This is a genomic window from Mesorhizobium sp. M1D.F.Ca.ET.231.01.1.1, assembly GCF_003999155.2.
In the GTDB taxonomy this organism is placed as follows: Bacteria; Pseudomonadota; Alphaproteobacteria; order Rhizobiales; family Rhizobiaceae; genus Mesorhizobium.
Map to the genome: position 1 here is coordinate 24,416 of NZ_RZOZ02000012.1, position 13,738 is coordinate 38,153.

Genomic DNA, 13,738 nt, shown 5'->3' on the forward strand with positions numbered 1-13,738 from the left:
CTCCGCCCTAGGATGACGAAGTCGATGGCCCTATCCACGCCTTAATCGTATCCGCCACCGTCTTCAGGTGATCCGCCGTCGAAAACCCCGACACCGCCTTGCGCGGTTTCAGGTCGTGGTCGCCATCTTCCAGCCAGACCAGTTGGATGGCGTCGGAGAGGCCGTAGGTCGCGACCTCGTCCTTCGTGCCGAACTCGTCGCGCGTGCCCTGGAAGATCAGCGTCGGCGTCTTGAGGTCGATGAGATGCTTTGTGCGCAATTGCTCCGGCTTGCCCGGCGGATGGAACGGATAACCGAGGCAAACCAGGCCGGCGATCTCGCCTTTTTCAAACATCTCGTCGGCGACCATGGAAGCGACGCGGCCGCCCATCGACTTGCCGCCGATGATGAGCTTGCCGGTCACGCCCCTGGCGCGAAGATCGGCGATCGCCTTCACATATTCCGGGTTCACCGTCTCGGCGCGCGGCGGCGGCTTGCGATGGCCGTAGCGGCGCGCCGCCATGTAGTGGAACTCGAAGCGCGCGACACGGAAGCCGGCCGCGGCGAGCGCCTTGGCCGTGGCGGCCATCGAGGCCGAGTCCATCGGCGCCCCGGCGCCGTGCGCGAGCAGGATGATGACGGGGGCGGTATCGGGGCCGTCGAAGAGGAGGTGGGTCATGGGGCTGTGCTCGGCGCGACGGCGAAGCTGCTGATCTCCCCCCTTGTGGGGGAGATGGCCGGCAGGCCAGAGGGGGGCGCGAAGGAACGCCGACTTCGACTCTTACAAACCGAAAAACTTAGAGGTCGCCGCCGCGAGCCGCTGAGAGGCTGGCGGGACAGCGCCCCCCTCTGTCCTGCCGGACATCTCCCCCACAAGGGGGGAGATTGGCTGTCGCGACGGCCTTCGCCAATCATCGTCATCCCGCTGTCCGCGCCATATGCAGATCCACGAACTGTACGCCCTTCCGCGCCAACCTTGCCCATTCGGACTCAGCGTCGAGCTCAAGATACCGCACCCACAGCCGGCGGGCCTCGGCAAGATTGCCGGCGTCGAATTCCAGCCGGGCGAGGTTGAACACCGGGTCGGCATAGGTCTTGTCGAGCGCGGTCGCCTTCTGCAGATGACGGCGAGCCGAGGCAACCTTGCCCTCGTCGCTCATCAGGCCGGCAAGGTTGAACCAGGCTTCGACGAAGCCGGGATCGAGCTTGATCGCGCGGGCATAGTCGTGCGCGGCTTCCGCCACGCGGCCGGCGCCGCGCAGGCAGTTGGCGCGGTTGAAGGCGGCAATGGCGTCCTTTGGGTCGATCGCGAGGCAGCGCTGGTATAGCGCGGCCGCATCGTCGTGGCGCCCCTCCTCTTCCGCGGCTTCGGCCTCGGCGAAGAGTTCCTCCAGCGTGTCGTCTTCCGAAGACCCGAGGTCGAACAGCAACTGGCCGTCGAGCTCGCTCGTCCCCTCGTCGAGATAGATCGCGTCCGGGCGGCCATGCTGCGAGCCGAGGTTGAGCGACTTGGCGGTGAGCGAGGCGACCGGGCCGGAGCGATGGACGGAGCGGGCGATCGCGCCCCAGGTGGCGCCGCTGGCAATCAACCCGGCGTATTTGCGAGCGAGGATAAGATCGCGGAAGGAATAGGGCTCGCCGTCATGCTCGAAGGCGTCGAACAGCGACAGCATGTCGAGGTCGTCGCCGGCAAGGCGCGACTGGTCGACGAGCGACTGCCTCGACAGCGACGAGGCCTCCGGCGCCTTCATCAGGCCGAGCAGGCGCAAAAAGCCGTTCTCGCTGATCAGCGCACGCCCGGCGTCGCGCTCGGCTTTCACGCGGCGCTCGATCTCGGCGTCGCCGAACTTCGTCAGTCCCGCCTTGGCGAGAAGCGCACGACCGAACACGACATGGGTGGTGCGCCGCGTGACGCCGCGCCTCAGCTCGGCATGGCGGCGCTCGACCTCGCGCGCGGCGAGGCGCAACGGAAAGGCGGCCAGCGCGCCGACGACGCCGAAGACGGCGCCGGGAACGATCACCGGCCCTCCGGTCACTTCTTGCTCTTGCCGACGGCCTTCAACAGGTTCGCCTTCAGCGGGTTCTCAGGCGCGCCGCCGCCGGCGGCCGCCTTTTTGGCGGGTTTCGCGGGCGCTTCCTCGGCCTTGCTCTTCGACTTGGCAGGAGGCTTCGCCTGCTGCGACAGGCTCGCCTTCAGCGCATCCATCAGGTTGATGACGTTGCCGCGCTCGGGTGCGGCCGCGATGATCGGCTTGTGGCCCTTCAGCTTCTCGCGGATCATGGCCATCAGCGCCACTTCATAGCGATCCTCATAGTTCTTCGGGTCGAAATGGGTTTCCTTCTGCTTGATCAGCGCCTGGGCGAGGTCGAGCATTTCCGGGTCCGGCTTGCCGGCCGGGATGTTGCCGAAATATTCAGTCGTGCCGCGCACTTCGTTGGGGTTCCTCAAGGTGCAGACGAACATGCCGTTCTCGCGCGCGCCGATCGTCACCACGCGCTCGCGGCTGGAAAGCACCAGCCGCGCGATGGCGAGCTTGCCGGATTTGCGCATCGCCTCGCGCAGCACCGCAAAGGTCTCCTCCGCCATGGCGCCGTCGGGCGCGAGGTAATAGGGCGAATCCTGGTAGATCACGTCGACTTCGCCCTCGTCGACGAAGGCCTCGATGTTCATCGTGTGGTTGGATTCGATCCTGACCGCATCGAGGTCGGCGTCGTCGATGATGATGTACTGCTTGTCCTCGTATTCGTAGCCGCGCACTAGGTCCGAGCGCTCGACCAGGCCGAGCTCGGGATCGACCGGCTTCATGTTGATGCGGTTATGCGTCTTCTTGTGCAGCTGATTGAACGAGATGCGCTCGCTCGCGCTGGTGGCCGGATAGAGCCGGACCGGACAGCTGACGAGGCTGAGCTTGAGGTAACCTTTCCAACTTGCCCTGGGCGCCATGATGAACTCCTACGCGGCCATGCACTGACATTCTGGCTTGAGCATGATCTTGTCCAAAAACCGGTTCCCACTTTTTGGGATCATGCTCTCTGCAGCGCTTCCCGCTCAAGGACGGTTGGCGCCATGGAAATCCTACACCGACCCCTCATGATACCGGCAAATCCCTAGCGAAGTCTTTTGCGGGGCTGGGCGGGGAGGATAATTCAAATTGTAGGAAGCGTCGATGGAGATGGAACTGAGAGGCTGGCGAGTTGCCGAAAGCCTTTAATGCTTCGTCATCCTAGGGCGGAGCAAGGAGCGAAGCGACGCGCGCAGACCCTAGGATGACGAAGGCGAAGTGGCCGCGCCACCCTTCACCGGCCCCTACCTCCCCTCCATCACCGGCAGATCCCTCGCCGCCTCATCGATCTCGGCCCACGGATCGCCCGAGGTCTCCAGCAATCCTGGCAGCGAGGCGTAGTTCAGATCCTCCGGCGCGTCGATCGTCTCGAGATCGGTCCAGCTCACCGGGGTCGAGGCCGGCAGGTTGGTGCGGGCCCGCAGCGAATAGGGAGCGGCGGAGGTGTGGCCGCGGGCGTTGCGGTGGAAGTCGATGAAGATGCGCTTCTTGCGGTTTTCCTTGCCCATGGTGGTGACAAACGTGTCGGGCGCGGTGGAGGCAAGATAGGTCGAGATGGCGCTCGACGCCTGGTGCAGCTTCTTCCAGTTCTGCTTGCGCGTCACCGGCACGGTGATGTGGATGCCCTTGCCGCCGGAGGTTTTCGCGAAGGGCACTAGGCCCAGGCCTTCCAGGCCGGCCTTGATGTGAACCGCTGCCTCGACCACTTCGCGCCACGAAATCCCCTCGCCCGGGTCGAGGTCGAAGACGATCTGGTCGGGCTTGTCGAGTTTGGTGCGGTGCGTGCCCCAGGTGTGGAACTCGACGACGCCGAACTGCGCCAGCGCCAGATAGCCCTTGGCATCCTCGACCGAGAGATAGGTCTTGGTCTCACCCTCCGAATTGGTCGACTCGAACACCGCCACCGAAGGCGGCATGCCGGTGAAGGCATGCCGCTGGAAGAAGCAGTCCTGCGGCTTGCCGGTCGGGCAGCGCACCAGAGACACCGGGCGGCCGATGATGTGCGGCAGCATGAAATCGCCGACCAGCGCGTAATAGACGGCGATGTCGAGCTTGGTCGGCCCGGTCCTGCCGAACAGGCGGCGGTCCGGATTGGTGACCCAGATGGTGGCGAGGTCGGACTCCGCGATCAGCCGCTTGCGCTTGACCGGCACCGGCGTCGTTAGCCCGCCGACATCGCGCAAGCCGCGAAACACGCCATGGCGGATCGCATTGTCGGCGGTGCGGTTGGAATAGCGGATGCGGGCCGACAGCAGCGGCTTCACCCAATGCATCTCGCGCATGATCTCGCGCGGCGCGCCCTCGGGCGGCGTGGCGCCGGCGGTCAGCCGCTCCAGCCGGGCAAGCAGGTCCGTCGCCATGTCACGGTCGAAGCCGGTGCCGACCTTGCCGCGATAATGCAGTTCGCCGTTCTCGAACTCGGCCATGCCGAGCGCCGCCAGCCCTTCCGCCCGGTCGGAGACGGTGTAGCCGGCGATGACGAAATCTTCGGTCTTCTGCGCCTTCACCTTGGTCCAGCTCTTGGTGCGGCCGCTCTGGTAGATGGCGTCGGCGCGCTTGGAGACGACGCCTTCCAGCCCAAGTTCCGAGGCCTGATCGTAGAGCCCCTGCCCGTCGCCCTCGACATGGTCGCTGAACTGGATGGCGGAGTTGGCGGCCTGGTCGGCGAGCAGCTCGGTAAGCAGCGCCTTACGCTTCTGCAAAGGCACCTTGCGCAAGTCCCAGCCATCCAGATGCAATAGGTCGAAGGCGTAGAAATGCAACTTGGTGCCGGCGCCCTCCGCAAGCGCATCCTGCAGCAGCGCGAAGCGGGAAATGCCCTTGTCGTCGAGCACCATGATCTCGCCGTCGATGATCGCCTGGCTGACCGGCAACCGGGCGAAGGCCTGTGGCAGATCGCCGTAGCGCTTCGTCCAGTCGATGCCGCCGCGGGTGATCAGCCGAACCTCGCCGTCGACGACATGCGCCATGGTGCGGTAGCCGTCGAATTTGATCTCGTGCAGCCAGAGCTCGCCGGTGCGCTCCGCGGGATCGTCGCTACCCGGGGGCTTCGGCACCTGGGCGGCGAGTTGCGGCTCGATGCGGCTTGGCGGCTCGCCCTTCACCGCGCCGGGCAGCGAGCCCGGCTTTGGCGGCAGGCGCCGCGGCTTCTTTTCGGCGATCAGCTGCTCGATGCGGCGACCCGACTTCACGCTTTCCGGACGCGCCTCGAGGATGTCGAGACTGGTGTCGGAGGCGAGGTCGCGCTCCTTGAACAGGAGCCAGTTCTTCTTGTTCTCGTCCTCGCCGGGCTTGGGCTTCAGCCTGGTGAGCATCCAGCCGCCATTGAGCTTCTCGCCGGCCAGCCGGAATTTGAAGGCGCCGGTCCTGAGGCTCTTTTCGACATCCTCCATCGGCGCCCAGGTGCCGGTGTCCCAGACGATCATCGGCCCGCCGCCATACTCGCCCTCGGGAATGACGCCCTCGAAGTCGATATATTCGATCGGATGATCCTCCGTCTCGACGGCGAGGCGCTTGTCGGCCGGGTTGAGCGAGGGCCCGCGCGGCACCGCCCAGCTTTTCAGCACGCCCCCCACCTCTAGGCGCAGGTCGTAATGGTCGGCCGTGGCGTGGTGCTTGTGGACGACGAAGCGGTTGCCGCCGCCGACCGCTGGCCCGCCGGCGGGCTCCGGCGTGCGGCTAAATTCGCGCTTGGCGCGGTAGGTCTTGAGTTTGGCGGGGCCTGGCATGGGTTAGTTGCAGAAGGACGGAATAGAAAAAGGCGAAGGCCGAGTTCCTTCGCGCCCCCCTCTGTCCTGCCGGATATCTCCCCCACTTGGGGGGAAATTGGATGTCGCGCGGGTGTTCGCCAATCGCCGACGTTGCAGGAAAAGCGCCGACGACGAAGCTGCTCTCCCCCCTCCTGGGGGAGATGTCCGGCAGGACAGAGGGGGGCGCTGTCCCGCCAGCCTCTCAGTCGTCATCCTCGAATGCTCAATCGTCGGCAGCCGGCGTCAGTTCCAGCTCGGCTGGCGAAAGCCCTTGCCTCAGCTGCGAAAGCCGGAACTCGTCGACCCAATAGGCCTCGCCGTCGACCAGCACGCGGGCGCTGTAGGTGCCGCCGGAAAAGCTCTGCGCGGTGACATAGACTTTGTGACGGTCGAGCGCCTTCTTCACCGCGGCGCGGCGGGAATTTTCTCTGGCGGCGGGACTGGCCATGGCCTCACTCTGTATACGCTGCCGCTCAAAGGTCGGCGCTTGTAAGGATGGCGGAGAGCGGCGAGTGAGTCAATTTGGCGCAGTTGGCGGCGATCGCCCCTGCAACATCGACAGCTGGCGAAGCATCGCGCTTCGCCAGCCATGGCCACTGCGCTAGTAGTCCATTCCCGCCCCCGGAGGCATCGAGGGGGCGCCCTCCTTCTTCGGCTTTTCCGCCACCATCGCCTCGGTGGTGACCAGAAGCCCGGCGATGGAGGCGGCATCCTGCAGCGCGGTGCGCACCACCTTGGCGGGATCGATGACGCCTTGGCTGTAGAGATCGCCGTAATCGCCGGTCTGGGCGTTCCAGCCGAAAGAGAACTGCCCGTTCTCGCGCAGCCTGCCGACGATGATCGAGCCTTCGGCGCCCGCGTTCTCGGCGATCTGGCGCACCGGTGTTTCCAGCGCGCGGCGCACGATCTCGATACCGGTCTTCTGATCGGGATTGTCGGCGGCGGCAGCGTCGAGAGCCTTTGCGGCTCTCAGCAACGCCACGCCGCCGCCCGGCAGGATGCCTTCCTCGACCGCGGCGCGGGTGGCGTGCAGCGCGTCGTCGACACGATCCTTGCGCTCCCGGACCTCGACCTCGGTCGAGCCGCCGACGCGGATGACTGCGACGCCCCCGGCGAGCTTGGCCAGCCGTTCCTGCAGCTTCTCGCGATCGTAGTCGGAGGTGGTTTCGTCGATCTGCTGCCTGATCTGGGCGACGCGGCCCTGGATCTCCTCCTTCCCGCCGGCGCCGTCGACGATAGTGGTGGCCTCCTTCTCGACAGTGATCCGCCGCGCGCGGCCGAGCATGTCGAGCGCGACATTCTCGAGCTTGATGCCGAGATCCTCGGAGATGACCTGGCCACCGGTGAGGATGGCGATGTCTTCCAGCATGGCCTTGCGGCGGTCGCCGAAGCCCGGAGCCTTGACGGCGGCGACCTTCAGCCCACCGCGCAGCTTGTTGACGACCAGCGTCGCCAGGGCCTCGCCTTCGACATCCTCGGCGATGATCAGAAGCGGCTTCGCCGACTGCACCACCGCCTCCAGGATCGGCAGCAGCGCCTGCAGATTGGACAGCTTCTTCTCGTGGATCAGCAGATAGGGCTCCTCGAGATCGGCGCGCATCTTGTCCTGGTTGGTGATGAAGTAAGGTGAGAGATAGCCACGGTCGAACTGCATGCCCTCGACCACCTCGAGCTCGGTCTCGGCGGTCTTGGCCTCCTCGACCGTGATGACGCCTTCATTGCCGACCTTCTGCATCGCTTCGGCCAGGAAGCGGCCGATCTCGGCGTCGCCATTGGCCGAGATTGTGCCGACTTGGGCGATCTCGTCGTTCTTGGTCACCTTGCGGGCATTGGCCTTGAGATCGGCGACGATCACTTCCACGGCCCTGTCGATGCCGCGCTTCAAATCCATCGGGTTCATGCCGGCGGCAACGGCCTTCGCCCCTTCCCTGACGATCGTCTGGGCGAGGACCGTGGCGGTGGTGGTGCCGTCACCGGCAACGTCGCTGGTCTTCGACGCCACCTCGCGCACCATCTGCGCGCCCATGTTCTCGAACTTGTCCACCAGTTCGATTTCCTTCGCCACGGTCACGCCGTCCTTGGTGATGCGCGGCGCGCCGAACGACTTGTCGATGACGACATTGCGGCCCTTAGGGCCGAGCGTCACCTTCACCGCGTCGGCCAGGATATCGACGCCGCGCAACATCTTGTCGCGGGCCTCGGTGTGGAATTTCACTTCCTTGGCAGCCATGGAACCTCCCTCAGCGAAGCTCTCAAGCCAGGCCTCGCGCGCCTATCGCAACTAGTCTGGCGCGAAGAGGTTTCAAGGGTGGCGGCCGGAAATTTTCGGCATACAGCCCGCTTCAACGCGCTGTAATCATGAGCTTATTCGAGATAGCAGAAGCGGAGACAGCGGCTTTTCTTCTCGCCGCCGGAACCTGTGCAACGCAGCATCGGAACACTTCGCCCCGTCAGTCCGTTCAAAGGAGCCTGGGCCGGCGGCCTTGCCAGGCAGGCGTGCGGGCTGCGGTAGTGGGCCGCGTCACGTTGCGCCGGCGAATGAGGGAGATGGCAATGGTCCACATCCGGGCGATGACGAACGACGATCTGGCGGCTGTCTCGCGACTGCTAGGAGGGTCTTGGCGGCGGACCTATGCGCCGATCCTGGGTGAGGAAAACACGGCCCGGCTCTCCGATGAGAGACATGCACCGGACAGGCTGGCCGAAGAACTCGCCGACGAGAACAAGATGTCGTTCGTCGCCGAGCGAACGGACGGCTCGATCGCCGGCTATGCGATGGCGGCGATGGACGAAAAAGGCGACGTCACGCTCAACCGGCTGCATATTGAGCCGCAGGAGTTCGGCAGCGGCCTCGCCGTCGACCTGCTGCACGCGGTGCTTGCCGCTCATGCCGGCATTCCTTCGATCGCGCTGGAGGTGATCGAGGGCAACGATCGGGCGATCGCCTTCTACCGCAAGCACGGCTTCGAAGTGGCCGAGCGCCGGCCGGCCGCTCATGGCGTCGGCGGCCACGCCTCTCTGATCATGCGCCGGCTGCTGCCGATGGCGTAGACGGCCGGTCAGGCGGCGGTCCGCAGCCGCAGCGTTTGCATCACACTTTCCTCGAACGCGCCGGGCGAGCCCGAGGCTTCGGCCAGTTGCCGCGCATCCCAGGCGCGGCCGATGCGGCCTTCGGCAAGCAGCACGGCGCGGTTGCAGAGCGCCGGCACCGCCTCCACCACATGGGTCGAGACGATGACGGCGTGACGGCCGCTTGCGGCGGCGAAACGATGACGCGCTTCACCTCAAAGGCGGCGACGGGATCGAGGCCGTTGAGCGTCTCGTCGAAGATCAGGAGCGGCGGCGCGCCGAGCAGCGCCGCGACAATGGCGATCTTGGCGCGCGTGCCCAACGAATAATCGGCGATCGGGCGGTCGATCCAGCGACCGAGATCGAGCCGCTGCACGAGGTCGCCATCCGGCAAATGGTCCGGCCCGCAGGCGCGGATCGAGGCGACGAGCTCGACATGTCAGCGGCGCCAGCGGCGGAAGCCGTAGACCGTGTTGCCGTTCGGGCCCGTAAAGCTGCCGACCGAGCGGCCGCCGAACGGCCCGGCCGCCGAGTAGCGTTGGCCCGAAAAGGTCTGCCCGTTCGGCCCGGCGCCAGAATAGCTTCTGGAACAGCGGTCAACAACGCCCGCCTTGCAGGTGGAGCTGGACGTGTAGGTGCCGCCATTGGGACCGGTGCGCGTGGTCGAGCCGGTGTAGACGTTGCCGTCGCGGGTCACGCTGCGGCTGATCTCGCCGCCATGCGCGGTCTTGCGTGTCCATTCCTCGGCGGAGGCCGGCGAGGCGACCGACCAGACGACCATGGCGCCGAGGCAGATGAGCGGAAGCTTGCGTGAAGAGATCATGTCGTGTTCCTGGTTTCGATGAGGGGGTGACGCCGCCCTTCAGTTGGCGCGATCGGCGATCAGCTTGCGCACGGCGGCGATCTCGTCGGCCGAGAGCTTGCCGTCGCCATTCCTGTCGACGAGGTCGAAGAGGGGTGTGCTGGTGCTGAACTCGTCCTGCGAGACCTTGCCGTCGCCGTTCCTGTCCATGCGCCGCCAGCGGTTGCCGAGGCGCGCCTCGGCCGCCAAGGCACGATCGTCTATGGCCTGGCGGGCGGTCTCGATCTCGTTTTCGTCGATGACGCCGTCGCCATTGCGGTCGAGCCTTTTGAACATGCGCTCGCGGGCGGCCATGATCTCGTCCTTGGTGACTGCGCCGTCACCATTGGTGTCGACGTGCTGCAGGAAGCGCTGGGCCCGTGGCGCATCCTGAGCCTGCGCGGACGAGAGCGGCGCAAGCCCGAGAAGCAGGGCCGCAAGGAGGAATGACTGTCTCATGATGGTGGTCCTTTCGTTGGGTCGCAGGGGGCGACTGCAGGCCAATACGCAAGGACCGCCCCGCCCCTACGCCGGCTGCAAAATTTTTTCCGACCGTGCTTTCAAAAAAATCGGCGCGGGTCGCGTAGGCGCCGGCAAGCGGCTGCGTAGAAGGCGGCTGAAGGACAAGTCCGCGGCGGGCTGTCCGACCCAACCGGAGACCGACATGAGAAAGACGATCATCGCCCTTGCCGGCCTGCTCTTGAGCGCGGACAGCGCGCTGGCGGCCGGAGGTGGCAGGGAGCTGTTCCAGCGCATCGACACCAATGGCAACCGCAAGCTCGAGTTCAGCGAGATCCAGGCGATGCGGGCGCAGATGTTCGATCGCATGGACCTGAACCACAACGGCCTGCTCGACGCCGACGAGGTCCGAGCGGCGGTCGAACAGGTCAAGTCGAAGCGCGACCTGCAGACGGCCCGCTTCGCCGGCCTGCAGGACGAGGCAGCCGCATGGACCGCAACGGCGACGGCAGGATCTCGCGCGAGGGAATTCACCACCCTCATTCCGGACCGGCTGCTGCAGGCGGACACCAATGGCGACGGCGCGCTGTCGATGGCCGAAATGCGGGCAATGCGGCCCCAGTGATTCAACCCAGATGTGAATCAACCCAGAAGGAGTAAGCAATGAACCGGACAGTCACCGCTTTTTGCGGCTTCATGCTCGGCGCCGCGGCGCTGGCCGCACCGGCCGAAGCCATGCCGATTGCGCCTGCCGCGGGCTCGCCTTCCGTGACCAGCCAGGCGACGCCGGTCTGGTACCGGCGCGGCTTCTATGCCGTCGGCGGCGTCTACTACTATAACGGCTATCGGGGCTATTGGCGCGTGCGGCCCGGCTACCGCTACTACAACGGCTACTGGTTCCCGGCCGCCGCCTTCGCGGCCGGCGTCGCGGCGGCCACGGTCGCGCCGGCGCCCCTCCCGGCGGCGCGCCTGGCCGCCGCGCATGTGCGCTGGTGCTCGGAGCGCTACGTCTCCTTCCGCGCGTGGGACAACAGCTACCAGCCCTATGAAGGGCCCCGGCAGCAGTGCTGGTCGCCCTATAGCTGAGTTGAGCGGCCGTTCGCCGAGCGCGGCGATCCGGGTGGTTCCGTCAGGGTCCGAGGGAGTGGATCGGCCGGAACCACCCGCCCGCCTTGTGTCCTTCCCAAGACAGACCGCACCATACGATATCGCTTTTGCGTCTCGTTTGACCTGGATCAAGCGCCGCAGAGGCCGACGCTGGACGCGTTCCGTCCCAGCTCTATAATTTAGCCGAGTTGCAAATTCGGCCGGAGCAAGACGCATGAGCCTGGGCAAGCAGAAACTCGGGGGCCAGGGGCTCGTCGTCTCCTCGATCGGCCTCGGCTGCATGGGCATGAGCCAGTCCTACGGGCCGGCGGACGAGGCGGAGTCGATCGCGACGATCCACCGGGCGATCGAGCTCGGCTGCACTTTCCTCGACACGGCCGAGGTGTATGGGCCCTTCCTCAACGAGGAGCTGCTCGGCCGCGCGCTGAGGGGCCGGCGCGATAAAGTGACGATCGCCACCAAGTTCGGCTTCCGCATTGTCGACGGCAAGCAGGACGGGACCGCCCGCGACAGCCGCCCAGAGCATGTCCGCGAGGCGGTGGACGCCTCGCTGCAGCGCCTCGGCACCGACCATATCGACCTCCTCTACCAGCACCGCGTCGACCCGGCCGTGCCGATGGAGGACGTGGCGGGCACGGTCGGCGAGCTGGTGGCGGAAGGCAAGGTGCGCTTCTTCGGCCTATCGGAAGCGGGTATCGCCAATATCCGCCGCGCGCATCAAGTGCATCCCGTCTCGGCGCTACAGAGCGAATATTCGCTGTGGGAGCGCAACCTCGAGCCCGAGATCATCCCGGCGCTTGCCGAGCTCGGCATCGGCCTGGTGCCGTTCGCGCCGCTCGGACGCGGCTTCCTTGCCGGCGACGTGAGGCGCGCGGAAGACTATCCGGAAGGCGATTTCAGGCGCGGCGACCCGCGCTACCAGGGCGAGAATTTCGACTTGAATGTCGCGGCGGCGGCCACAGTGCGCGACATCGCCGCGGCAAAGGGCGTCAAGCCCGGGCAGGTGGCGATCGCCTGGCTGCTCGCCAAGGGGCCGGAATTCGGCATCGACATCGTGCCCATCCCCGGCACCAAGCGGCGGACCTATCTCGAAGAAAATGTCGCGGCGGCCGACATCGAACTCGATGCCACCGAGATGCTCGGGCTAGACATGGCGCTGACGCCCGACAAGGTGTCAGGGCCGAGATATAACGAGCGGACGATGTCGATGGTGGATCGGTAGGCCCTGTCAGCTCCTACTTCTTCTTGCAGTCCGGCAACGCCTCCATCGCCTTCCTGGCCTCCCCTTCGCTGGCGTATTTCTTCTTGCCGAGATCGACGACCAGCGTCCCGTCCGGCTTCTTCGGCACGATCTCGCACTGCTTCGAGACAGCATCCCTGGCGACCCAGTACTCCTCCGCCGCCACGGCGGGCAGACTGACAATGCCGGCGGCGAGGCTGGCGATGGCGATGGGGCGAACCATTCCTGATCTCCATTGTGCTGCGGGAAAGCAGGCCGGCGTCTTGCGCGAACGGCGTCGGCTCACTGCTCTAACCATTTGTTTTTGCGCAATTCCGGCCAGAAAACCGCCACGCGCTTTCCCGAAATTGCTTGAACGGAAACGCCCTGCACGGCCTTCCGTTCCGGCATGTTCCATCGTCGCGCGGCGACGACAGGCAGACTGGAAAATCATCGCGTCCGTCGGCCCTTCGAAAAAGCCTGACGCAGCGCCAAAGCGGGCCTTGACTTCGGCGAACCAATCACCAGATCGATGCTAGCCGATCTCGTGCGCAAGCGCTGGACATACCGGGTGTGTTTGAAGTGCGGCCGACGCCCTGGAGGACCAGTCAGGCCAGGCAGTGCACAGCCTCGAAGCTGTCCGGTGCCCAGGCACCTGCATCGCCTCACGCAACCGAGAAAGGAGACATTGAAATGGCAATTCGTGATCTCATTCCTTGGGCCAGGGAAGGAAATCAGGCCCCCGGTCTCTATCGCGACAGCGATCGCGACCCCTTCATGGCGCTGCATCGCGAGATGAACCGCTTGTTCGACGACGCATTCCGCGGTTTTGGCAGCAGGATGCCGTCGCTCGCTGAGTCTTTTGGCGGTCGCGCCGGATGGCCGAGCGTCGAAATCTCGGATACCGATTCCGAGGTCCGCATCACGGCCGAGATGCCCGGCATGGAGGAGAAGGATGTCGAGCTGATGCTGGACGACGGCGTGCTGACGCTGCGCGGCGAGAAGAAATCGCAGACCGAGGACAAGGACAGGCAGTTCTCCGAGCACTTCTATGGCCGCTTCGAGCGTCGCATCCCGCTCGGCACCGAGGTCGAGGAAGACAAGGTGCGCGCGGATTTCCACAATGGCTTGCTCACAGTGACGCTGCCCAAGACTCCGCGCGCCCAGGCGAAGGCCAGGCGTATCCCGATCGGCGGTGCCGGTGCCGGCTCCACCAAGAGCAAGCATTGAAGCCCGCTCGCCGGCTGGGCGC

Annotated in this window: 15 protein-coding genes; 5 read left to right on the plus strand and 10 right to left on the minus strand. The window is 65.7% G+C overall.

Annotation, left to right across the window (positions count from 1 at the left end; translation table 11 throughout):
• Positions 1 to 7: 7 nt before the first annotated feature.
• The 6 genes from EN874_RS25870 to groL form a co-directional block, all read right to left on the minus strand.
• The gene (locus EN874_RS25870) at positions 8 to 658 is read right to left on the minus strand and encodes an alpha/beta fold hydrolase (RefSeq protein ID WP_127427888.1); all 651 of its coding nucleotides are present in this window, start codon (positions 656 to 658) and stop codon (positions 8 to 10) included.
• A 238-nt stretch (positions 659 to 896) separates the two neighbouring features.
• Positions 897 to 2,000: a tetratricopeptide repeat protein gene (locus EN874_RS25880; RefSeq protein WP_127427886.1), complete on the minus strand. Its 1,104-nt coding sequence runs from the start codon at positions 1,998 to 2,000 to the stop codon at positions 897 to 899.
• An 11-nt stretch (positions 2,001 to 2,011) separates the two neighbouring features.
• Positions 2,012 to 2,923, minus strand: coding sequence for a Ku protein (locus EN874_RS25885; protein ID WP_127427885.1), 912 nt, complete (start codon positions 2,921 to 2,923; stop codon positions 2,012 to 2,014).
• 363 nt (positions 2,924 to 3,286) lie between these two features.
• Positions 3,287 to 5,770, minus strand: a complete 2,484-nt coding sequence (gene ligD, locus EN874_RS25895; protein WP_127427883.1) for a DNA ligase D — start codon at positions 5,768 to 5,770, stop codon at positions 3,287 to 3,289.
• Positions 5,771 to 6,014: 244 nt separating this feature from the next.
• Positions 6,015 to 6,239 (minus strand): hypothetical protein, encoded by a 225-nt coding sequence (locus tag EN874_RS25905; RefSeq protein ID WP_127427882.1) that lies wholly within the window; start codon positions 6,237 to 6,239, stop codon positions 6,015 to 6,017.
• A gap of 153 nt (positions 6,240 to 6,392) precedes the next feature.
• On the minus strand, positions 6,393 to 8,021 hold the full coding sequence (gene groL / locus EN874_RS25910; RefSeq protein ID WP_127427881.1) for a chaperonin GroEL: 1,629 nt from the start codon (positions 8,019 to 8,021) through the stop codon (positions 6,393 to 6,395).
• Positions 8,022 to 8,344: 323 nt separating this feature from the next.
• Here groL and EN874_RS25915 point away from each other — a divergent pair, with 323 nt between their 5' ends.
• On the plus strand, positions 8,345 to 8,842 hold the full coding sequence (locus EN874_RS25915) for an N-acetyltransferase (protein WP_127427880.1): 498 nt from the start codon (positions 8,345 to 8,347) through the stop codon (positions 8,840 to 8,842).
• A gap of 40 nt (positions 8,843 to 8,882) precedes the next feature.
• Here the strand turns inward: EN874_RS25915 and EN874_RS25920 are convergent, their stop codons facing one another.
• From EN874_RS25920 to EN874_RS25930, 3 genes are read right to left on the minus strand one after another with little or no spacing between them, the layout of a single operon-like run.
• Positions 8,883 to 9,254: a hypothetical protein gene (locus tag EN874_RS25920; RefSeq protein WP_127427879.1), complete on the minus strand. Its 372-nt coding sequence runs from the start codon at positions 9,252 to 9,254 to the stop codon at positions 8,883 to 8,885.
• 45 nt (positions 9,255 to 9,299) lie between these two features.
• A complete protein-coding gene (locus tag EN874_RS25925; RefSeq protein WP_127427878.1) occupies positions 9,300 to 9,683 on the minus strand; it encodes a hypothetical protein in 384 nt (127 codons plus the stop codon).
• Positions 9,684 to 9,722: 39 nt separating this feature from the next.
• Positions 9,723 to 10,160: an EF-hand domain-containing protein gene (locus tag EN874_RS25930; protein ID WP_127427877.1), complete on the minus strand. Its 438-nt coding sequence runs from the start codon at positions 10,158 to 10,160 to the stop codon at positions 9,723 to 9,725.
• A gap of 205 nt (positions 10,161 to 10,365) precedes the next feature.
• On the opposite strand from EN874_RS25930, the gene EN874_RS25935 reads away from it, so the two are divergent.
• The 3 genes from EN874_RS25935 to EN874_RS25945 all read left to right on the plus strand — a co-directional run bounded on the left by EN874_RS25935 (position 10,366) and on the right by EN874_RS25945 (position 12,489).
• A complete protein-coding gene (locus tag EN874_RS25935; RefSeq protein WP_245513676.1) occupies positions 10,366 to 10,785 on the plus strand; it encodes an EF-hand domain-containing protein in 420 nt (139 codons plus the stop codon).
• Between the two features lie 38 nt (positions 10,786 to 10,823).
• Positions 10,824 to 11,246 carry a BA14K family protein gene (locus EN874_RS25940; RefSeq protein ID WP_127427876.1) on the plus strand — a complete coding sequence of 141 codons (423 nt, stop codon included), beginning with the start codon at positions 10,824 to 10,826 and terminating at the stop codon, positions 11,244 to 11,246.
• A gap of 235 nt (positions 11,247 to 11,481) precedes the next feature.
• The gene (locus EN874_RS25945; protein WP_127427875.1) at positions 11,482 to 12,489 is read left to right on the plus strand and encodes an aldo/keto reductase; all 1,008 of its coding nucleotides are present in this window, start codon (positions 11,482 to 11,484) and stop codon (positions 12,487 to 12,489) included.
• 13 nt (positions 12,490 to 12,502) lie between these two features.
• On the opposite strand, the gene EN874_RS25950 is transcribed toward EN874_RS25945, so the two are convergent.
• Positions 12,503 to 12,730 (minus strand): hypothetical protein, encoded by a 228-nt coding sequence (locus EN874_RS25950; RefSeq protein WP_127427874.1) that lies wholly within the window; start codon positions 12,728 to 12,730, stop codon positions 12,503 to 12,505.
• A gap of 449 nt (positions 12,731 to 13,179) precedes the next feature.
• Between EN874_RS25950 and EN874_RS25955 the strand changes: the two genes are divergently transcribed.
• The gene (locus EN874_RS25955; RefSeq protein WP_127427873.1) at positions 13,180 to 13,716 is read left to right on the plus strand and encodes an Hsp20/alpha crystallin family protein; all 537 of its coding nucleotides are present in this window, start codon (positions 13,180 to 13,182) and stop codon (positions 13,714 to 13,716) included.
• Positions 13,717 to 13,738 lie beyond the last annotated feature (22 nt).